Genomic DNA, 19524 nt, shown 5'->3' on the forward strand with positions numbered 1-19524 from the left:
TGAGTGTGTTTTGGATTCCCAGGATCTCAGAGATTCGCTTTGTGGTCAAATTGAGCTGAAATGGCAGTTTTGGGGAAGATTATCGAATTCTCATATTATAGGGGTTCTTTCATAGGAGTTCCTGATTTCCTTATACAAAGCCTGATTCGGTGAATTGACAGTTCAAACCATGTACTTTGATCGCATAGAATAGAATCAAAGCCAAGCCTCACCAATACGCGTGCAAGAAATTCAACCCGAGAGTGAATCACTTTGGACCGCCAACAGCAAAGAATTGCAGAAGATCTTTCCAGCCTGATTACAGGTGATGTGCGATGCGATCCGGTGGCGTTGTCTATTTATGCCAGTGATGCAAGTCTCTATCAGGTTCCTCCTTTATGTATTACTTATCCCCGCGAGCGCGACGATATCATTGCGATCGCCAGATATGCTAATGAGATGAATGTTCCTCTCATTCCGCGAGGAGCAGGAACAGGATTAGTTGGTGACGCCATAGGCAGTGGTATTGTTGTCGATTGTTCACGCTATCTGACAGGCTTTGAGTTGATGGATGATAACCTGGTGCGTGTTCAACCGGGAGTCGTACATGCGCAACTCAATCGATTTTTAAAACCACTTGGATTGTATTTTCCACCAGATCCTTCCAACACGGAAGTCACAACCATTGGCAGTATGTTGGCGATTGATGCCGCTGGTTCGCGTGCCATACGTGTTGGTTCCACCCGTGATCATGTTAACCAACTAGAGGTAGTGCTTTCAGATGGAACTTGTTTTGAAGCAGGAAATGAAAGTCTCTCAATTCTCAATCAGCCTCTCACGACTTCTTTAACGAGTACCCCTTTATTGGGTGAAGTACCCGCTGAAGCGCGTGCAGAGCAAGTCAAACGAACGATTTTGAGTAAGCTTTCCCAACTCCTGACTGAAAATCGACATTTGATACAGGAAAAACAAAATTCCGGTATTCCTAATTGCAGTGGGTATTTTTTAAAAGGAATCAAGACACGAAATCATCTGAATCTGGCGCGCTTACTGGTCGGCTCAGAAGGTACATTGGGATTTTTTTCTTCTGCGGTATTGCATGTTTCGCCTTTACCTGCACATCGTGGTGTTGCGCTGTTGTTATTTGGAGATTTGGCATCAGCAATTCGTGCCGTGCAAACGATTACTTACTTACAGCCTTCCGCCTGTGATTTGCTGGATCGACGCTTGTTGTCATTAGCAAGAGATGCCGACCCTCGTTTTACCTCACTAATTTCAACGGCAGCAGAAGCCGCTTTATTAGTGGAGCAGGTAGGCTTTAGTGATTCACAAGTCCAGAGTCGATTGCATAACGTGGTCCTGGCTGTGAAAAACGTGAACTCGCGCGTTGTTGTAGCGATGGAGACACATCAGGCTGATGAAGTGGAATTTCTCTGGTCATTACCTCAAAAGGTAGTGCCTTCACTGAGTCGATTACCGGGCGAAGCGCGTCCTCAGCCCTTTGTCGAAGATATCGCTGTTCCTCCAGATTGCCTTTATGAGTTTTCGCAGAAGGCGCAGAAAGTATTTCAACGTCACCAGGTCACAGCCACGTTATATGCACACGCGGCTTCAGGGCAAATTCATCTACGACCTTTTCTTCCCGCGTTGACTCAGCAGAACGCACCGATCCTGGAGAGTATTGCCCGTGACTTATATCAGACTGTCTTTTCTGTAAATGGTACAATCAGCGGAGAGCACGGAGACGGTTTGGCCAGAACCGCCTTTATTCGTTCTCAGTATGGCGATTTGTATCGAGTATTTCGCCAAGTCAAAGATACATTCGACCCACATAATCTCCTCAATCCCGGAAAAGTCATCAATGATGATCCGCATGTGACAATTCGAAATCTCAGGCCAGTTCCTGAAACGCTTCCGGAACTGCTTGATTTACAATTGGATTGGTCACCACAAGAACTACAAATTGAGGCTTCCCGTTGCAACGGTTGTGGATCATGTCGCAGACAGGATCCCGGATCTCGCATGTGCCCGGTTTTTCGTATTGAACCGTTAGAAGAAGCGTCGCCTCGCGCGAAGGCGAATTTGTTTCGAGGCTTGTTATCTGGCGAAATTCAACCCAATCAGCTCTCTTCCACAGAAACCAAGAGGCTGGCCGATACCTGTTTTAACTGCAAACAGTGCCAGCTGGATTGTCCTTCCACAGTCAATATTCCTCAGATGGCGATTGAAGCAAAAGCAGCCTACGTGTCAACCAACGGCTTGGATCGAACCGATTGGATTTTATCACGTGCACATTCCTTTGGAGCCTTAGGCAGTACGCTGTCGATGGCAGCGAACTGGGCCATCAATAATTCCACGGCACGCTGGGTGATGGAAAAAATGATGGGCATTCATCGTGATCGAAAGTTGCCTTTATTTTCGAGACGTTCATTCTTGCGATCCGTGCCGAAAAGATTCACAAAACGTCCCCGGCCCGGTGGAGACCCTGATTTAGTAATCTTTTTTGTTGACTATTTTGCCAATTATCATGATCCCGAATTAGCGCATGCGTTATTGGCAATCTTGCAACATAATCAAATTTCCGTTTATGTGCCCTTGGATCAATTGGCTTCCGGCATGGCAATGGTTTCTGCCGGGGATTTGATAGCGGCTCGTAGTCTGGCGAGGGAAAATATTCAAATTCTGAATGAATTTGCCAAGGAAGGGCATCAAATTATCTGTTCGGAGCCAGCTGCTGCCATATGCCTCAAGCAGGAATATCCGATGTTAGTTCGGAATGAAGAAAGCACAGCCATTGCATCGCAAGTGACAGAAGCAGGAGACTTCTTGCTGCAATTGCATAAATCGGGGCGTTTACGGACGGATTTTGGGCCGCTCGATTTTGAATTGGACTATCATACACCCTGTCACACCAAAGCATTATCGTCCCGATCCCCGCTTATGGATCTACTCGCTTTGATTCCTGAGCTCAGGGTGAATACAATTGAGAAAGGTTGTTCGGGAATGGCAGGAACTTATGGTCTTGCCAGGGACACCTTTGAAACATCAAAGCAGATCGGTCGGGAGTTGATCGATCATATGAAGACAACAAGAGTGAGAGCGGGTGCTACTGAGTGTAGTAGTTGCAAAATGCAGATGGAGCAGGAAACCCGGATTCCGACCATTCATCCAATCAAGCTGCTGGCACTTTCGTATGGCCTGATGCCGGAAATTGAGCGGAAGCTGCACCCACAGAAGAAAAAACTGGTCGTTTCATGACAGTGCAACAGATTCACGTTAAGTTATTTGCCCGTGCTAAGGAGTTGGTAAACAGCGAATTAATATCCGTGACGATTTCCGAAGGAATGACCGTTGAAGAGTTGCGGCTGGCGATTGCAAAGCAATATCCAGAGTTGCAATCATTGAGCAACCAGTTACTGATTGCCATCGATAATGCCTATGCAGGGGAAGGTCAGATTCTGAATCCAGAGCAGGAAGTCGCCTGTTTTCCTCCGGTTAGTGGTGGTTGAACTCTCTAATTACTGACTCCAGATTAGTAAATTCAAAAATGATGACTCCAGATTATATTTCCATTTCAGATCAGCCTATCGATTATACCGCGACGACCGAACGGGTTCGTTCCAATGAGTGTGGGGCTGTGGTGTTATTCCTGGGCACAGTCCGTGAAATGACAGCCGGTCGTCAGACGGTTGCTCTGGATTATGAGGCTTATCCCGAAATGGCGCAAAAGACCATGCAACAATTAATTACAGAAGCACGCGCACAATGGCCCGTGCATGCGGTTGCCATCGAACATCGAGTCGGTCACCTGCCTTTAGGAGAGATCAGTGTGGCGATTGCCGTTAGTTCGGCTCATCGAAAACAGGCGTTTGAAGCAGGTCGCTTCTTGATTGATCGTTTGAAGGAAATCGTACCTATTTGGAAGAAAGAAAACTGGTCAGATGGAACATCTGAATGGGAACATCGAGAATTCAAGACGAATTAGGCAGTGAAGATACCTTCAACTGGCTATAATAAATATGAGAGCTGGCTGAAAGTAGAGATTTGAGAGACGTAGTGAGTGCGTTTAGTTTGTGAGGCTTTAATGGAAAACCAAAATCAGCTTATCGATTCGTTCGGGCGCGTGCATAATAATTTGCGAATTAGCGTCACGGATCGTTGTAATATTCGCTGTTTTTACTGTATGCCCTCTGAAAATGTTCAATTTGTGCATCGGAGCAAGATTTTATCATTTGAAGAGATTATCAGATTTGTACGTCTCGTCGTCCCCATGGGAGTGAATAAAATACGTTTAACTGGCGGCGAACCTCTAGTCAGAAGACAGATTCCCGAACTGGTTAAAATGCTTTCAGAAATCCCGGGTATCGATGATATCGGGATTACGACAAACGGAATTCTTCTGCCACAATACGCACAGGAATTATACGATGCTGGATTAAGGCGCATTAATATTAGCTTGGACGCCTTGAATGCGAAGAAATTCGAAGAGATTACTCGTCGTGACGACTTTGAGAAGGTAATAGAGGGGATTCAATCAGCTCACGCAGCTGGCTTTGATCCAGTAAAAATCAACGCGGTTTCGATTCGTAATATGTCGGAAGAGGAAATTGTTCCGTTTGGACGTTTGGCACGTGAAACCGGTGCAGAAATTCGTTTTATTGAATTTATGCCCCTGGATGCAGACAATCAGTGGGAGCGGGAAAAGGTCTTATTTGCACATGAGATTCAAGAAATTCTCACACAGGGAATTATGCCTCTGGTTGCAGAGAAGCAGTCCGACCAAAGTGCACCCGCTTCTAATTTCGTCTTTGAAGATGGAGTGGGACGAATTGGTTTTATTGCCTCCATCAGTAATCCCTTCTGCATGAGTTGTAATCGTTTTCGTTTGACCGCCGATGGTAAGCTTCGGAATTGTTTATTCAGCCTGGAAGAGACAGATATACGGGAGTTATTCCAATCGAATGCTTCGGATGAACAAATAATTGAAGCGGTACGAAATAGCATTGCGGCTAAAAAAGAAGGGCATGAGATCAATACGGCACGATTTATTCAGCCAGATCGCCCAATGTACTCTATCGGCGGTTAAGCTCTATATCACGTCCAATTTGAGCATAGCAGCTTCAAAGGGTGATACGAGGTTCAAACAGTCCTGGAGACGCTACAATAAACCTGGTACAGGCTAACGCGTAGTTTAGAGTCTGGTTGGTAAAAGTAAAATGAGTGAGCAGCAGTCGATTTATTTAGATAACGCAGCAACCAGCTTTCCCAAACCGGAATCTGTCTATTCAGCCGTAGATCACTATAACCGGTGTGTGGGAGCCCCCGTTGGTCGTGGTGCTTATCGGACTTCAATCGAGTTACAGTCCTCGATTGATCAGTGTCGAAAGCTAGCAGCCCAGATATTGGGAGCATCTCGGCCTGAAGAAGTGGCGTTCAGTTTTAATGGGACGGACAGTCTGAATATCATTATTCATGGAGTTCTCAAGCCCGGCGATCATGTGATTACGTCAGATGTGGAACACAATTCTGTTTTCAGACCTCTGCAGACGCTCAAAGAACGATGGGGGTTGGAAACGACCTATGTTCCGGCAAATCAGCAAGGCATAGTGGATGCGGTTTCTTTTCGTGAAGCGATTCGAGAGAACACGCGGTTGATGATTCTGAATCATGCCTCTAATGTGACCGGTTCCATACAACCGGTATGCGAAGTCGGAGAGCTCGCTCAAAAAGCAGGAGTTTTATTTCTTGTAGATGCCGCACAAACGGCAGGGCATCTGCCAATGGACGTTTCCCGGATGCCGATTGATTTTCTAGCTTGCTCGGGCCATAAGGGGCTGATGGGGCCATTAGGAACAGGGTTAATTTATCTTCGTTCCGAGAGTGCTGAGCGAGTGAGGAGCTTCCGCCAGGGAGGTACGGGAACTCGTAGCGAGGAAGAAACACAACCACTTAGTTTACCTGATAAATTTGAATCAGGAAATCATAATGCCCCCGGTCTGGTCGGATTAAAGGCCGCTCTCGAATACATTCTGGAAAAAGGTGTCGTACAACTACGCCAGCATGAACAAGAATTAACGTCTCGCCTTCTGGAAGGTTTTCGCCAGCTTCCTGACTTCGAGGTGCCGGGGCCTGAACAGGTTGAGTCGCGAGTTGGAGTCGTCAGTTTAGTGAGTCAAATGGTTGAACCACAGATACTGGCATCAGTCCTGGACGAAAATTTTGGTATCCAGACGAGAGCAGGTTTACACTGTGCACCACGGATCCATCGTGCAATTCAGTCGTTAGATTATGGAGGGACTTTACGGTTCAGTCCTGGGGCTTTTAATTCTCTCTCACAAATTGAATCCACCATTTCTGCTATGGAAGATTTGCTTCATTCCTTTCGACTTTGAACAATGCTCATGTTCTGAGGTCTTGATCTCGTTACCGGGGGCATTTTCCTTTGATCAGAGAAAACTCTCTCAAGTATTTTTTGTATATCGATTTACATCCTTGACACTCTTTGAGATCTACCTCAAAATTAAAAATAGGCAATTCTTGCTCTACATATCTTAAGTCTCTTTCACTAATGATTATTTGAAAATTCGGAGATCAGTCAACTCAATAGAGATAGGAGTAACAAGTATTTTCATTAGGCAGGAGGAGCTTACTGAAGGTCTGCCAACAGCCCTCAGTTCCTATTAATTTTATCAACCAGATTTAACCTGAGAATTGATTCCCTGGCTTTGATATGGGAAAACAGATTCTCTTGAGGTTGAAACTGATTCTATTCCGTGGAGAAATTGAATGTCCGATGATTGGATGCAACAGTTAGTAGATGATGGGTTTCTAGGTCCAGCTCAGTTGGATGAAGCCTCAAGTCTAGCCAGCTCAATGGGAATTTCTCCCGGTGAAGCTCTGGTCAAGCTGGGATACGTCGGTGCGGAGGTCATTGCGCAGGCACAAGCCTCCCTGTATGGATACGAATTTGTCGATTTGGAGTCAGTTGAGATTCCCCAATCAGTGATCGAATTGGTTCCCGAATCAATGGCACGGGAAAATACAGTCATTCCAGTTGGAATGAAGGGAGATTCGCTGCAAATAGCGCTGCATGATCCTATGAAATACGAGGTTTTGGATAAGCTGCGTTTTATCATTAATCGTGACATCGATGTTGTGATGGCTCCCATCGAGTCGATTCAGGCAGCGATCAACAGACACTACGGTCAAAGTGAAACTGAGTCTGTTGATACAATGTTGAAAGAGTTTACAGAAACGGCCATTGATATTACAGCTACAGAGTTGGCCACCTCTGCCAATGTAGAGGAAGAAGATGATAGCGCCCCTGTAATTCGGCTGGCGAATCTGATTATCAGCGAAGCGGTAAACATGCGGGCCAGTGATATCCACGTTGAACCGTTCGAAGATCGCATCCGCATTCGATATCGAATCGATGGAGTTCTGATTGAGCGGGATAGTCCTCCTCGACGATTGTTGATGGCATTAGTTTCACGTTTCAAGATCATGGCTTCCATGGATATCGCTGAAAAACGTCGTCCACAGGACGGTCGAATTAAAACGTCCTTTGGAGGAAAAGACTTTGACTTGCGTGTGAGTATTCTTCCCACGAATCACGGGCAGGCAGTCGTGATGCGTATTTTGGATCGAGATAATATTAAAGTGGGGATTCGGAACCTCGGATTTTCAGAAGAGAACTATCGACGATTCCAAACCATCATTCGCAGGCCCAATGGTATCTTCCTGGTCACAGGCCCGACGGGAAGTGGGAAAACTACAACTTTGTATAGTGCTTTGGGTGAGTTAAACAGGCCTGACCGAAAGATTATTACAGCGGAAGACCCAGTAGAATACTATTTACCTGGGATCAATCAGGTGGAAGTAAAGCATAATATTGGCTTGGATTTTTCCCGAATTATTCGTGCAATGTTGCGTCAGGCACCCAATGTGATTCTAGTGGGAGAGATTCGGGATGTTGAAACAGCTGAGATGGCGATTCAAGCTTCTTTGACAGGACACTTGGTATTCAGTACTCTTCATACGAACGATGCGCCCGGTTCTATTACACGATTGATCGACATGGGGGTACAACCGTTCCTCGTCGCATCGAGTGTCATGGCGGTCATGGCTCAGCGTTTGGTTCGTGTTGTCTGTGGTAAATGTGTGGAGACTTATACGCCAGATCCGGGGGAATTGGAGTACCTTGGTTTGGGACCCAGTCAGCTCGAATCCGCGATCTTCAATCGAGGCAAAGGTTGTAACACGTGTTCACATACTGGCTACAAAGGTCGAAAGGCAGTCTTTGAGCTGATGATGATGAATTCCGCTATACGTGAAATGACTTTTCGAAGTGAGCCTTCACAAAATATTCGAAGGCAGGCACGTTTGTTCGGTATGAAATCGTTAGCAGAAGATGCTGCAGAAAAGGCACTTTTGGGAATTACCACGCTTTCCGAAGCGATGAAATTAGCTAAGGGATTGGAGTGATCAACTTAGTGCCATGGCTTCAAAATTCGCTGGATAGATTGGGGCATTTTATCGGTTTTTCGTTTGAAAAGCTCACCAGCTTTCATGCGAAGAATTTGATCTATTTTAAAGGCTTTTGTTGAGTTTTGAGTTTGTTTACCGGATAATTCAATAACGTTCGCTGATTTGGCGTGCGATTTCATTTTACATATCTAAACTGTCTTATCTAAAGTTTAATCGTTTTAATTTTCAGATTCCTAATTCGGGCCATTTGTATCACAAAAGAAGACTCAGAAGTTAATGATTGTTCAAGGAGAGGGAACAAAGTAAATCAAAGGATGATCAATACTTCTGTGTCAGACTTCAGTTTGGATCGCAATTGGTTCTAGCTCACTTTTCAGACAAAAAGTTTTCAGAAAGTACTTTGGATGGCAACAGTTCAGATTGATAAGCTGCTGGAGACGGTAGTTAAAGAGAGAGTGAGCGACTTACATATCACGACAGGCCAGCCACCCGTTGTTCGAGTTGGAGGACGTATGGTCCGACTCGAAACAAAAAGCCTGGAGCCAGATGATACTGTTGCATTAATGAAGAGTATCACGCCCGAGCGAAATCAGCAGGAACTGCAGGAGGTTGGAGGGACCGACTTCGGATTTGCGTTTGGTGACAAAGCACGATTCCGTGTGTCTGTATTCAAGCAGCGTGGCCATATTGCGATGGTACTGAGGCGTATTCCGAATGAGTTCCTCACTTTTGAGCAGCTCGGACTGCCCACAGTCATTGGCGATCTGCTAGAACGCCCCCGTGGTCTTTTTCTGGTGACAGGTCCTACTGGTAGCGGTAAAACGACCAGTCTGGCCAGTATGATCAATCATATGAATGATACGATGGATCACCACATCATCACGATGGAAGATCCCATTGAATATTATCATGACCATAAAAAATCGACCATTAATCAACGTGAAATTGGGGTTGATGTTCCTACTTTCCCCGAAGCATTGCGGCGTGCCTTACGGCAAGATCCCGATGTGATTCTGGTGGGGGAAATGCGTGACCTCGAAACAATTTCTGCTGCGATTACAGCTGCGGAAACAGGGCATGTTGTCTTTGGAACATTGCATACGACAGGGGCTCAAGGAACCGTGGATCGAATTATCGATGTGTTTCCTACCAACCAGCAAGACCAGATTCGAACCCAGTTGTCAACGTCCATTATCGGTATTCTCAGTCAGGCACTAATGCCTAAAAAGCCAAAAGGTCTGGTTGCCGCTTATGAGATGCTGGTGGTTACGCCGGCGATTGCCAACTTGATTCGTGAGGCCAAGACCTATCGAATTAATTCTAGTATTCAGACCGGGCGAAAATTTGGAATGCAATTATTGGATGATGCTCTATTCAATCTTTGGCGTGACGGACTTTGTGAGGAAAAAGACGTTGTCATGCGATCTAACAATCCGGGTGAACTCAAAGCCAAGATTGCGATGGCCAAGAAAGGCTTGTTGGAAGACGAAGATGAAGATGAAGATGATTTTGAAGATTAGCCAGGAAATGTTACTTCAGGAATAATAATTGATCCTTCATTTTAGAAGGAAATGAAAGCGTAAATCAAAGGTAGGCACACATGGCAGCAAGACGCCTTGGTCAAATTATGGTCGATCTGGGATACATCTCAGAAGATCAGTTATGGGATATTCTGGAAGAACAAAAACAGAGTCCGGGTGAAGTCATTGGCCAGGTCGGGATTCGGATGGGACTGGTTACCGATGAGCAAGTTACGCAGGCTCTGGCCGAGCAGTGGGGCATGCCGGTCGTCGAGTTGGCCGAAACCAATATCTCACCCAAAGTACTTGAACTTGTTCCCGAAACGATGGCATCGATTTACAAAATTATGCCTGTTTCGTTGAAAGATGATGTGCTGACGGTCGCTATGGCTGACCCTCAAAATGTGGCAGCACTGGATGACCTGAGAAACTTCCTGGGGTACGACGTACGTGGGGCGGTTTCGAATCTGCAAGATGTTGAAGAAGCAATCGCCCGCCACTATTCGGAGCATGAAGATAGCATCGAAGATGTGATTGGAACTATTGAAGATGAACTAGGTGAAGATAATAGTAAGAACGTTTATGACCTTTCGTCTTCTGAAGAAATTGCCGATGCCGCGCCTATTCGGAAACTGCTGAATATGGTCATGTTGCTGGCCATTAAAGACCAGGCGAGTGACATTCATTTGGAACCGTTTGAGGATGAATTCAAGATCCGTGTTCGCGCAGATGGTGTCTTGTATGAAATGGTGCCTCCCCCTCGTCACTTGGCGAACGCAATCGTCTCACGTGTCAAAATTATGGCGGATCTGGATATTGCAGAACGACGTTTGCCTCAGGATGGTCGTATTGAACTAAACGTGGGCGGGAATCCCGTCGACTTGCGCGTGAGTGTGCTACCCACGCTGTTTGGTGAGGCCGTAGTTATGCGGGTTCTTGACCGAACTGTCGTGCAGTTGGACTTAAATAAGATCGGTATGGACCCTGTTACGCTCACACGTTTTCGTGAAATGATCCACCGACCCAATGGAATTGTGCTGGTTACCGGGCCGACTGGAAGTGGAAAAACGACGACTTTGTATTCGGCTTTGAACGAACTGAACGTGATCGAAGAAAAAATCATCACAACCGAAGATCCGATCGAATATGACATTGATGGTCTGATTCAGGTTCCCGTAAATCCTGATATCGAAGTCACGTTCGCTTCGGTATTGCGGGCAATCTTGCGTCACGACCCTGATCAGATTCTGATTGGCGAAATTCGCGATTACGAGACAGCTGAAATTGCTGTGCAGAGTGCACTGACCGGTCACCTGGTGTTTAGCACGTTGCATACTAACGATGCACCTTCGGCGATCACACGTTTGCGTGATATGGGGGTTCCAACCTTCCTGATTACGGCGACAGTGGAAGCCATTCAGGCGCAACGTCTGGTACGAACGATTTGCAAGGAATGTCGTACAGAGTTTGAACCTAGTGACGAATTGTTAATGGAATTGCAGCTCCCCATAGAACAGGCCCGCCAATACAGCTTCTATTACGGGAAAGGTTGTGCGACCTGTAATAACTCGGGGTATAAGGGGCGAACTGGTCTCTATGAATTAATGGATGTAACTGATGAAATTCGCGATTTGATTACCGCAGATGCTTCAACGGATGACATTCGAAATGTGGCCCGTAGTCAGGGGATGACCACATTGCGAGAAGCAGGATTGAAATTGATTTTTGACGGAGTTACCACGATCGACGAAGTCGTTCGCGAAACTGTGATGGAAGATATTGAGTAACGTCGAGCTTTAAGGCTTGCTACAGAATACAAACACTTTTTTAGATGATTTTTGATGGAGTAACGCCATGCCGGTTTATCAATATGAGGCAATGGATAATACAGGACTCGAGGTGAAAGACACCATCGAAGCGCCTACTGAAGCAGATGCCCAGACTCTCATTAAAGAGAAGGGGTTTTTCGTTACGAAAATCGCCGAAAAAGGCCGTGGCAAGAAACAGAAAAAAGGTGCCGCCGCAAAGGGTGGAGGGGGCAAGAAAGCCAGTCCCAAAAAAGGTGGTTTTTCCATTGGTGGGGTTCGTCCGAAGCAGTTGACTACCTTTACTCGACAGCTTTCTACTCTCCAGGATGCAGGTCTGCCGATTTTGAGAAGTCTTCGTATTCTGGAAGCGCAGGCAAAACCGGGGCCCTTAAAAGCATCTCTGGATGGAGTGATTGAAGACATTGAATCTGGTAATACTCTTTCCGAAGCGATGGGCAAACAACCTAAGTGTTTTGACAACCTTTATGTCAACATGGTGAAAGCCGGTGAAGCCGGTGGTGCTTTGGAAGTCATCCTCCAACGACTGGCTGAGTTTAAAGAACGCGCCCAAAGTTTAAAGAAGAAAGTCCAGGGAGCCATGATCTACCCGGTGGCGGTGATCACCGTTGCCAGTTTGATCGTCGGTTTCATTATGTACTGGATTATTCCGAAGTTCAAAAAGATCTTCCTCGACTTCGGTACAGAATTGCCTGGTATTACGCTTTTGTTGATGAGCATCAGTGATATCGTGGTTTCCTACTTTTACCTCTTTCCGGCGATTCCTCTTGCTTTGTGGATCTTTATCAAAATTGTCAAGAAGAACAAGAAAGGGGCGTTTGTCGTCGACTGGATATCCCTGCGCATACCGTTATTAGGGAAGATTATCAGTAAGTCGGTGACCGCTCGGACGTGTCGTACCTTGGGAACACTCATTGCCTCCGGGGTGCCGATTCTAGAGGCGATTATCATCGCCCGTGATACAGCCGGGAACATGGTATTTCAAAGAGCATTCGACACGATTTATGCAGCGATCCGCGAAGGGGAAACAATGGCGGTTCCTTTAAGAGAAGCACGGATTGTGGATGATATCGTGGTCAATATGGTAGATGTGGGTGAAGAAACAGGGGCACTCGATAATATGCTCTACAAAGTTGCCGACGTCTATGATGAAGAGGTTGCCGTTCTCGTGGATGCTTTAGTGAGTTTGCTGGAACCTCTAATGGTGATCGTTCTTGGTTTAATCGTGGGCTTTATTGTGATTGCGCTCTTTATGCCCTTGATTAAACTATTGAATGACCTTTCGTAGTATTTTAGAGGGAGTGTAGCAAAATAATACAGTTTTTCTCTCTTATTTAAGTGGGTATTTCAAGTTTAAAAAATCGTAAAGCATTTGATATAATAGTGTTACAGTTTTACGAGATTTCCGGGCACGAAATTTGCCCTTATAATTAGTTAGAGAATTCTCTCTCGATTTTATGCTCCGCACAAAGTGAAGAGGCTTCTCTATATTCAAACTGTTATTTCGAAAAGAGTTAGGAGTTAACAATGAAACGTCGGTCGCCAATAGCCCTTACGGCGTCACAACGAAACAGACGTGCTTTCACGCTGATCGAACTCATGGTCGCCATTGTGATTATCCTGATTCTACTTGGGTTACTAATTCCTGCCATAGGTGCTGTGCGGCTGCGAGCACAACAAGCACAAGTTCGTACGGAAATTACCAACTTGGAAGCGGCAATCACTGCTTTCAAGGCAGATTTCGGCATGGATCCTCCGAGTTTTATCAATTTGTATGAGGATGGTAGCGCTACCTGGGATCAGCACAGCAAGTCGTTGATTCGCAAGATGTGGCCTCAGTTTCAATTCGGTATCAACAGAGATATTAACAATGATGGTGACACCTCAGACACATTCGAGCTCAGTGCTGGTGAATGTCTGGTGTTTTTCCTGGGAGGGGTCTTTGATTCAACGGGTAAGGCTCCGAATGGATTCTCAAAAAACCCTGCCAACCCATTTTCGATTGCTTCGGGTGGGACAAATCGACAGGGGCCTTACTTTGAATTTGATACATCACGTTTCACGGATATCGATTCAGATAACGCCGCTGAATATAAAGATGCATTCCCCAGTCAGCAGTTGCCCTATTTGTATCTCAGCAGTTATGGCGGACGTGGTTATCGTACTGCTGAATTACCATCCATTCCTGCTTTAGGCGTAAATGTCACTAATGTGTATCATCAGGGTACGCCTGGCGATCCACTCGGTCCAGCTTACAAACCCAAATCATTCCAGATTATTTCTCCAGGCGCAGACTCTCAGTATGGCAGCGGTGGAAATTATGACCCAGATAAAAACTTTCCGTCGGGACGCACCGTAGAGGCGGATAACATGACCAATTTTACTAACGGATCACTCAAGTAATTCAGTCGGGCCTTGTTTTTCAGAAGTCAGGTTTTTTATGCGTCGTTTACAAACACATCAAGCTATTCGAGCCATACGAGGCGGTTTTACGATCGTGGAATTGATGATGGTTGTTGGCATCTTGCTGTTTTTGATCGCGACATCAGCATTCGTGGTGCGTAACATCGGTAATAAAGGCCGTGAAAAAGCCACGATGGCGACGATTGTCAAAGTGAATGGCTTGCTTAGCCAGCGGATTCAGTCTTTTCAGAAACTCCTGGAATCCAAGCGATCTGAGAAACTGATTCAGCCCCGGTTGAGCAGTAAACGGGGGCAGCTGGTTTCAGAACTGGGGAATAAAAAATATTACTCCTTGACAGACCCTATCGTAGAAATTTTGGTAAAGAAGGATCTCTTTCGGGAAAGCTTCCCGCAGTTTATTGGAGATAGTCAAACAATCAACAATGCCATGGATGCGATCACAGCGCCTGGCACGGCTGGAAATCTGGGCGCTGATGGTGGTATCAGCATCAGTTCCGAATATCTTTATTTTGTACTGACAAAATATAATGGCCTTGGTATTGCTCCGGTGGGAGAAGATGTTTTTTCCGCTTCCGAAGTGAAAGACACCGATGGTGATGGGTTGAAAGAATTTGTCGATGGCTGGGGCAGGCCTCTGCGGTTCTATCGCTGGCCGACACGTCTATTTCGTCCTTACGGTATTGGCACAATTCGTCGCGATGTTGCAGGTCCCTTTTTCAGTGGTCTGTCTCCGTTACCTACTTCAACAAATGAACGGGATCCTCTGACTGTAGATGCAGACGATCCTCTGGGGCGGTTGGCTAACGAGGACACCCGCTCGGGTGGTCTGGTTGGTACGCTCTTTAATGACTCAGCTAATTACTATTATGACTCTGATCCGCTCACTCTCTTCCCCTGTGAATACGGGGTAATGGATACATACTGGCTGCCTCTGATTGTTTCCGCTGGGGAGGATGGAATCTTGGGGCTATACGAACCTTATGACTTCACCAACAATGGTGTACTAGCACAACCTATTGCTGTGCCCGTTGTGGAAGGAGTTTTTGATAATATTACCAATCACAATCAACGAGCCGGAGGAAGGTAAGCCGATGCCAGCCTTTCACAGGAACAATCAGTTTACACTGCAGTCTTCAACACGAGCTGGTTTTACGCTTGTGGAGTTACTGGTCGTGATCTCCATCCTGGCGATCTTGGTTGTGATGACGGTAACATCGATTAATTTCGCGCTTTCCACCGATCTAACTCGTAGCGCTTCCCGTCAGGTACAGTCCTACCTTGCGGGAGCCCGTGATCGGGCCATCTATGCCAAGGCACCCCGTGGTGTCCGCTTTATACTCGATCCCAATAATCCGACCGCCGTCACCAGCATGGTCTATATCGCTCCCAGTCCCCACTGGGAACAGGGGATTATTCGGATGGAACGCACTGACAGTAGTCCTTCGGATGGTGTCGCTGATTCTCCGGAAATCTTTTATGTGCGTGGCGATGGAACCGACTGGGCTACGCTGTATTTGCGTGGGATGATTCAAGAAAATGCACGCATCAAGATTCCCGGTGATGACAGCGGGACTTGGTATGTGATTGATGTGAATGGTTCGGGCGTTTCTGGCGGAACAGAACTCTTCAGGCTGACAACCGCCTATCGTGATGCCGGAACTTCGGAACCGGATGAAGTTGTCGCTTTCTCGCCCGGCAGTGGTCCATCCACTTATCTTCTGGAGCTGCCCCCGGTAGTACTCTCAGGCGTAGAGCCGACTCTGTTGCCAAACAACACAGGGATTGACCTGGATCGTTCCCTTCTGCCTGCCAGCTGGCGGCCTCCTGTTGATGTTGACCACGTAGATTTGGGCCCCGATGGGAGTCCCGGGAAACATTCGATTGACGATGATTCCAGCGGTGGTGCTGACGATAACGGCGAACTGCTCTGGCCGGGAACCGACGACTATCGTCTCTATTCCAGCCAACTGGATTTGATGTTTTCACCCCGTGGTTCGATACTTGGTAGCGAAGCTGGCAGTGGAAAAATTCATTTTGTCATTGATACTCTTGAAAACATTCAGTCTTCCTGGCAGAGGAATACCGACTATGCCGAGGGCGCTGTGGTACAGCTTCCCGCGCGTGGCATTTATGAATATATGCCTTACGACAGGACCTATATTTGTACCACTGCAGGAACCAGTGGTGGCAATGCTGCAGTATTTACAAGTACGGCGCCAGGCGAAGCACGGGATACGGGTTCAAAATTTACGACCGATGGTACGGTCGAGTGGGAAGTCCTTTTAAATACGACTCCATCGCTACTGACGATATTTACTCGTACGGGGAGTGTCAATGCGTACCCGATGGCCTTTGATGTCAGAACGAATACTCCACCAAATGTCTTTCATTATGCGGAAACCGGGGAGACAGCCAAATGAGATCGCTTAATCCAACAACCGGTCAAAACGCTGTTAAGACTGTCGTCAGTAGCCGCCGTGGTGCAACTTTGATGGAAGTCTTGATGTCTGTGATGATCATGGGATTAGGAGTGATTCCACTCGCAACATTGTTCCCGATCTCCGTGAAGCGGAGTGCGCAGGCTACCCAACTGACGAATGCGACAATTTTACGTTATAACGCCGAAGCCATGCTGGATGCGTTTCCAGGTCGGCTGTTACATGATCCGGACAACGACGGAAATCGCAACGAGCACCGTTATACTAACCGGAAATATGTCGTCGATCCTATCGGCTATCTACTGGCTGATGCACCCGCTTATCAGGGGCGTTTTGGAAACGATGGTCAGGGGGCTGCCCACGGGAGTGTACTACGTTTTGATGCCGGCTTTAGTGCGATGGGAACCGGTCCGAATTTCTTTGCACAGCAGGACAGTTGGCGTCTCCAGTTTGAAGGGATCCCGACTTCGAATACGCTGACCGAGCTCTTTTTTGATCCGGCAGACCTGTCAACCGAACTGTTGACAGAGATTGACCAAAACGCGCGTGATGGTTTTTCGCAGGGGATCTGGTCTCGTATTGTAATCTTTGATGAAAATGGCAAGCAGGCCCAGGTACGACCACTGACTTCCATTTCCCCGGTTGATATCACCAACAATTCTATAACAGGCCTTACCAGTCTCCCTGACAACTTGCGTTACGTCGATTCAGTGGGATTAGGGATCGTCTCCAAGGTACGGATTGAAATTCAGGAACAGCGTTATACCTATCTGCTTTCTGTCCGGCATCAGCCTACCCGGGTGGCCGCCGTCGATGTAGTTGTATTTTTCAAACGGGACTTTTCCCCCCTCAATGAAGTCGTACACAGTGTCAGTAATTTTGTGAGATATACACCCGGTCCTGACGGTTCGCCTGGGGTTCACGACGTAGATGATAACCAAGATGGAACCAAAGATGACCGCGGTGAACTCGGTTGGAAAGGTTCGGATGACATACCAAATTATGCGTTCACGCTGCATTACAATAACAATATTACAGGACCTCCCTTGAATATGTCAGTTGACGATGTCAGGCCACCACTCAAGAAAGGGGGGCATATTTTTGATGTCAGAAACGCGCGCTGGTATCGCATTCAGAACTATGTTGAGAACAGCGCTGGAACAGAAGCTGTGGTGACACTGGATCAACCGATCACTCAGGATATTCGCACCTCAAGTGGAGGGACCGCGAATGCAGATGGCGTTATCGTACGACCAGATGTCATTCAGGTTTATGCCCTGGGGAACAAACTGGATCCCATCCCTTAAACTAATTCATTACATCGGTCAGAAGAAATTATTTGTCGATTTGGAATTGAGAATTCAGTATGAAATACTCAGTAGGTAACAGAAAGCTCACTGCCCGACGACAGGACAGGCAGTACCTGACGAAAGCTCAGGACGGATTCACACTAGTTGAGTTGCTGGTGTCTGTTGCGCTAGTTCTACTGATGATGGTGATGTTTACCGAAATCTTTCAGATTGCTTCCAACTCGATCACGGCGCAGCGCGGTCTCTCAGAAAATGATCAGCGGGCGCGGATGATAACGACACTGATTCAGTCAGATCTGAATAAGCGAACGTTTCAAAATATTATTCCTTTTTCTCCTTCTGAGAAAGCATTTGCATTCAGACTCAGCGATTACACTGATCGTCGTGGGTATCTGGTTATTTCGGAGAACGATCCAAATAACGATAGTGACGACGTGATTCAATTCACAACCGATTCCAATATTACGTCTAAACTTCTGGATACGACCCCATATTACGGGAAAGCATCGGTGTTGGGGGGAGATATTTTTGCACATCCTAATCAGCCGGAAACGGATGACGCCAGGATCAGCCCTGATGGCACATCTGTTTCTCCCTATGCTGAAATTTGTTATTTCATGCGGGGTGGAAATCTCTATCGTAGGACTCTGTTGATTCGCAAACCGCTGGATCTAGAAACCACTAATTCTTCCCAACCACAGACGGCGGGAGGGGCTGAGTTCTTTGATCCGGCCAATTCACTTTATTCTGGCAACTTCTGGAATGACTTTGACTTTTCTGTCTACCGTTCTGGAACACCAACGGCCTATGCGAACTTTCACGATGTGAAATCTTTAGATAATACAACACTTGAATCACCGAATTTTTCGCTGGGTCGTACCCGTTTCCGGTTTGGCTATGATCATGCTACTGGCTTGCCACGTGAGTATGTGAATGATGTCGATGGAATCGCTCAATTTATTGGTCGGTTTACGCATCAGGAAACATCGCATCCTGATTTCCAATATCCACAGGCTCCCTCTAACGTCAGTGGTAGTGCGAATCCGATGAATCCAACTAGTTCAAGCCTGATTTTGGACCGTAATACTAATGTGGTCAATCAGTATGCTTCCACCACCGGTTCACGGCGTTCTGAAGACCTGGTGCTTTCGAACGTGATTACCTTTGACATCAAACTTTTCGATGAGGGGTTGGGTCAGTTTACGGATATCGGGAGTTCCATCGCTGTGGACTACGCAAGCAGTGCAACCCCTGCTTACCGGAACAATAACCCAGACAGCACATTTGCCACCAACATTTACGATACCTGGCATATCGAATATGACGTTGACAATGCCGATGGGGATAACAATCATGCCACAGGCCAGGATGAACCTCCTTTCAGGCCAGACGATGGTTCCGGGAACCTCAGAGCCTTAAAAGCGATTCAGATTACGATTCGATATGTAGATATTTCATCGCAACAGTTACGACAAATGACGATCATTCACCCGCTAACCAATCTGCTGGCGGATTGAAACTTGAAATTTTGAAACATAAA

14 protein-coding genes are annotated in these 19524 nt (G+C 46.6%); all 14 read left to right on the top strand.

The window, feature by feature from the left end; all coding sequences use genetic code 11:
• Window positions 1-252: 252 nt before the first annotated feature.
• The gene (locus V144x_RS03660; RefSeq protein WP_144981534.1) at window positions 253-3237 is read left to right on the top strand and encodes an anaerobic glycerol-3-phosphate dehydrogenase subunit C; all 2985 of its coding nucleotides are present in this window, start codon (window positions 253-255) and stop codon (window positions 3235-3237) included.
• Window positions 3234-3488: a MoaD/ThiS family protein gene (locus tag V144x_RS03665; protein ID WP_144981537.1), complete on the top strand. Its 255-nt coding sequence runs from the start codon at window positions 3234-3236 to the stop codon at window positions 3486-3488. The genes V144x_RS03660 and V144x_RS03665 overlap by 4 nt, the downstream gene beginning before the upstream one ends.
• Before the next feature lie 41 nt (window positions 3489-3529).
• A complete protein-coding gene (locus V144x_RS03670) occupies window positions 3530-3964 on the top strand; it encodes a molybdenum cofactor biosynthesis protein MoaE (protein WP_144990665.1) in 435 nt (144 codons plus the stop codon).
• 99 nt (window positions 3965-4063) lie between these two features.
• On the top strand, window positions 4064-5065 hold the full coding sequence (moaA, locus tag V144x_RS03675; protein WP_144981540.1) for a GTP 3',8-cyclase MoaA: 1002 nt from the start codon (window positions 4064-4066) through the stop codon (window positions 5063-5065).
• Window positions 5066-5195: 130 nt separating this feature from the next.
• Window positions 5196-6371, top strand: a complete 1176-nt coding sequence (locus tag V144x_RS03680; RefSeq protein ID WP_144981543.1) for an aminotransferase class V-fold PLP-dependent enzyme — start codon at window positions 5196-5198, stop codon at window positions 6369-6371.
• A 394-nt stretch (window positions 6372-6765) separates the two neighbouring features.
• On the top strand, window positions 6766-8463 hold the full coding sequence (locus tag V144x_RS03685; RefSeq protein ID WP_144981546.1) for a GspE/PulE family protein: 1698 nt from the start codon (window positions 6766-6768) through the stop codon (window positions 8461-8463).
• 407 nt (window positions 8464-8870) lie between these two features.
• The gene (locus V144x_RS03690) at window positions 8871-9986 is read left to right on the top strand and encodes a type IV pilus twitching motility protein PilT (RefSeq protein ID WP_144981549.1); all 1116 of its coding nucleotides are present in this window, start codon (window positions 8871-8873) and stop codon (window positions 9984-9986) included.
• An 80-nt stretch (window positions 9987-10066) separates the two neighbouring features.
• Window positions 10067-11773, top strand: coding sequence for a GspE/PulE family protein (locus V144x_RS03695; RefSeq protein ID WP_144981552.1), 1707 nt, complete (start codon window positions 10067-10069; stop codon window positions 11771-11773).
• Between the two features lie 67 nt (window positions 11774-11840).
• The gene (locus V144x_RS03700; protein ID WP_144981554.1) at window positions 11841-13100 is read left to right on the top strand and encodes a type II secretion system F family protein; all 1260 of its coding nucleotides are present in this window, start codon (window positions 11841-11843) and stop codon (window positions 13098-13100) included.
• A gap of 239 nt (window positions 13101-13339) precedes the next feature.
• A complete protein-coding gene (locus tag V144x_RS03705; protein ID WP_144981557.1) occupies window positions 13340-14215 on the top strand; it encodes a type II secretion system protein in 876 nt (291 codons plus the stop codon).
• Between the two features lie 37 nt (window positions 14216-14252).
• Complete coding sequence (locus V144x_RS03710; protein WP_144981560.1) at window positions 14253-15323, top strand: type II secretion system protein; 1071 nt, start codon at window positions 14253-14255, stop codon at window positions 15321-15323.
• Window positions 15324-15327: 4 nt separating this feature from the next.
• Entirely contained in the window at window positions 15328-16656 is a 1329-nt protein-coding gene (locus V144x_RS03715; RefSeq protein ID WP_144981562.1) for a pilus assembly FimT family protein, read from the top strand.
• Window positions 16653-17981, top strand: coding sequence for a type IV pilus modification PilV family protein (locus V144x_RS03720; RefSeq protein ID WP_144981565.1), 1329 nt, complete (start codon window positions 16653-16655; stop codon window positions 17979-17981). The genes V144x_RS03715 and V144x_RS03720 overlap by 4 nt, the downstream gene beginning before the upstream one ends.
• Window positions 17982-18040: 59 nt before the next feature.
• Complete coding sequence (locus V144x_RS03725; protein ID WP_144981567.1) at window positions 18041-19501, top strand: prepilin-type N-terminal cleavage/methylation domain-containing protein; 1461 nt, start codon at window positions 18041-18043, stop codon at window positions 19499-19501.
• The last annotated feature ends 23 nt before the right edge of the window (window positions 19502-19524 follow it).

Source organism: Gimesia aquarii (assembly GCF_007748195.1).
Taxonomy (GTDB): Bacteria; Planctomycetota; Planctomycetia; order Planctomycetales; family Planctomycetaceae; genus Gimesia; species Gimesia aquarii.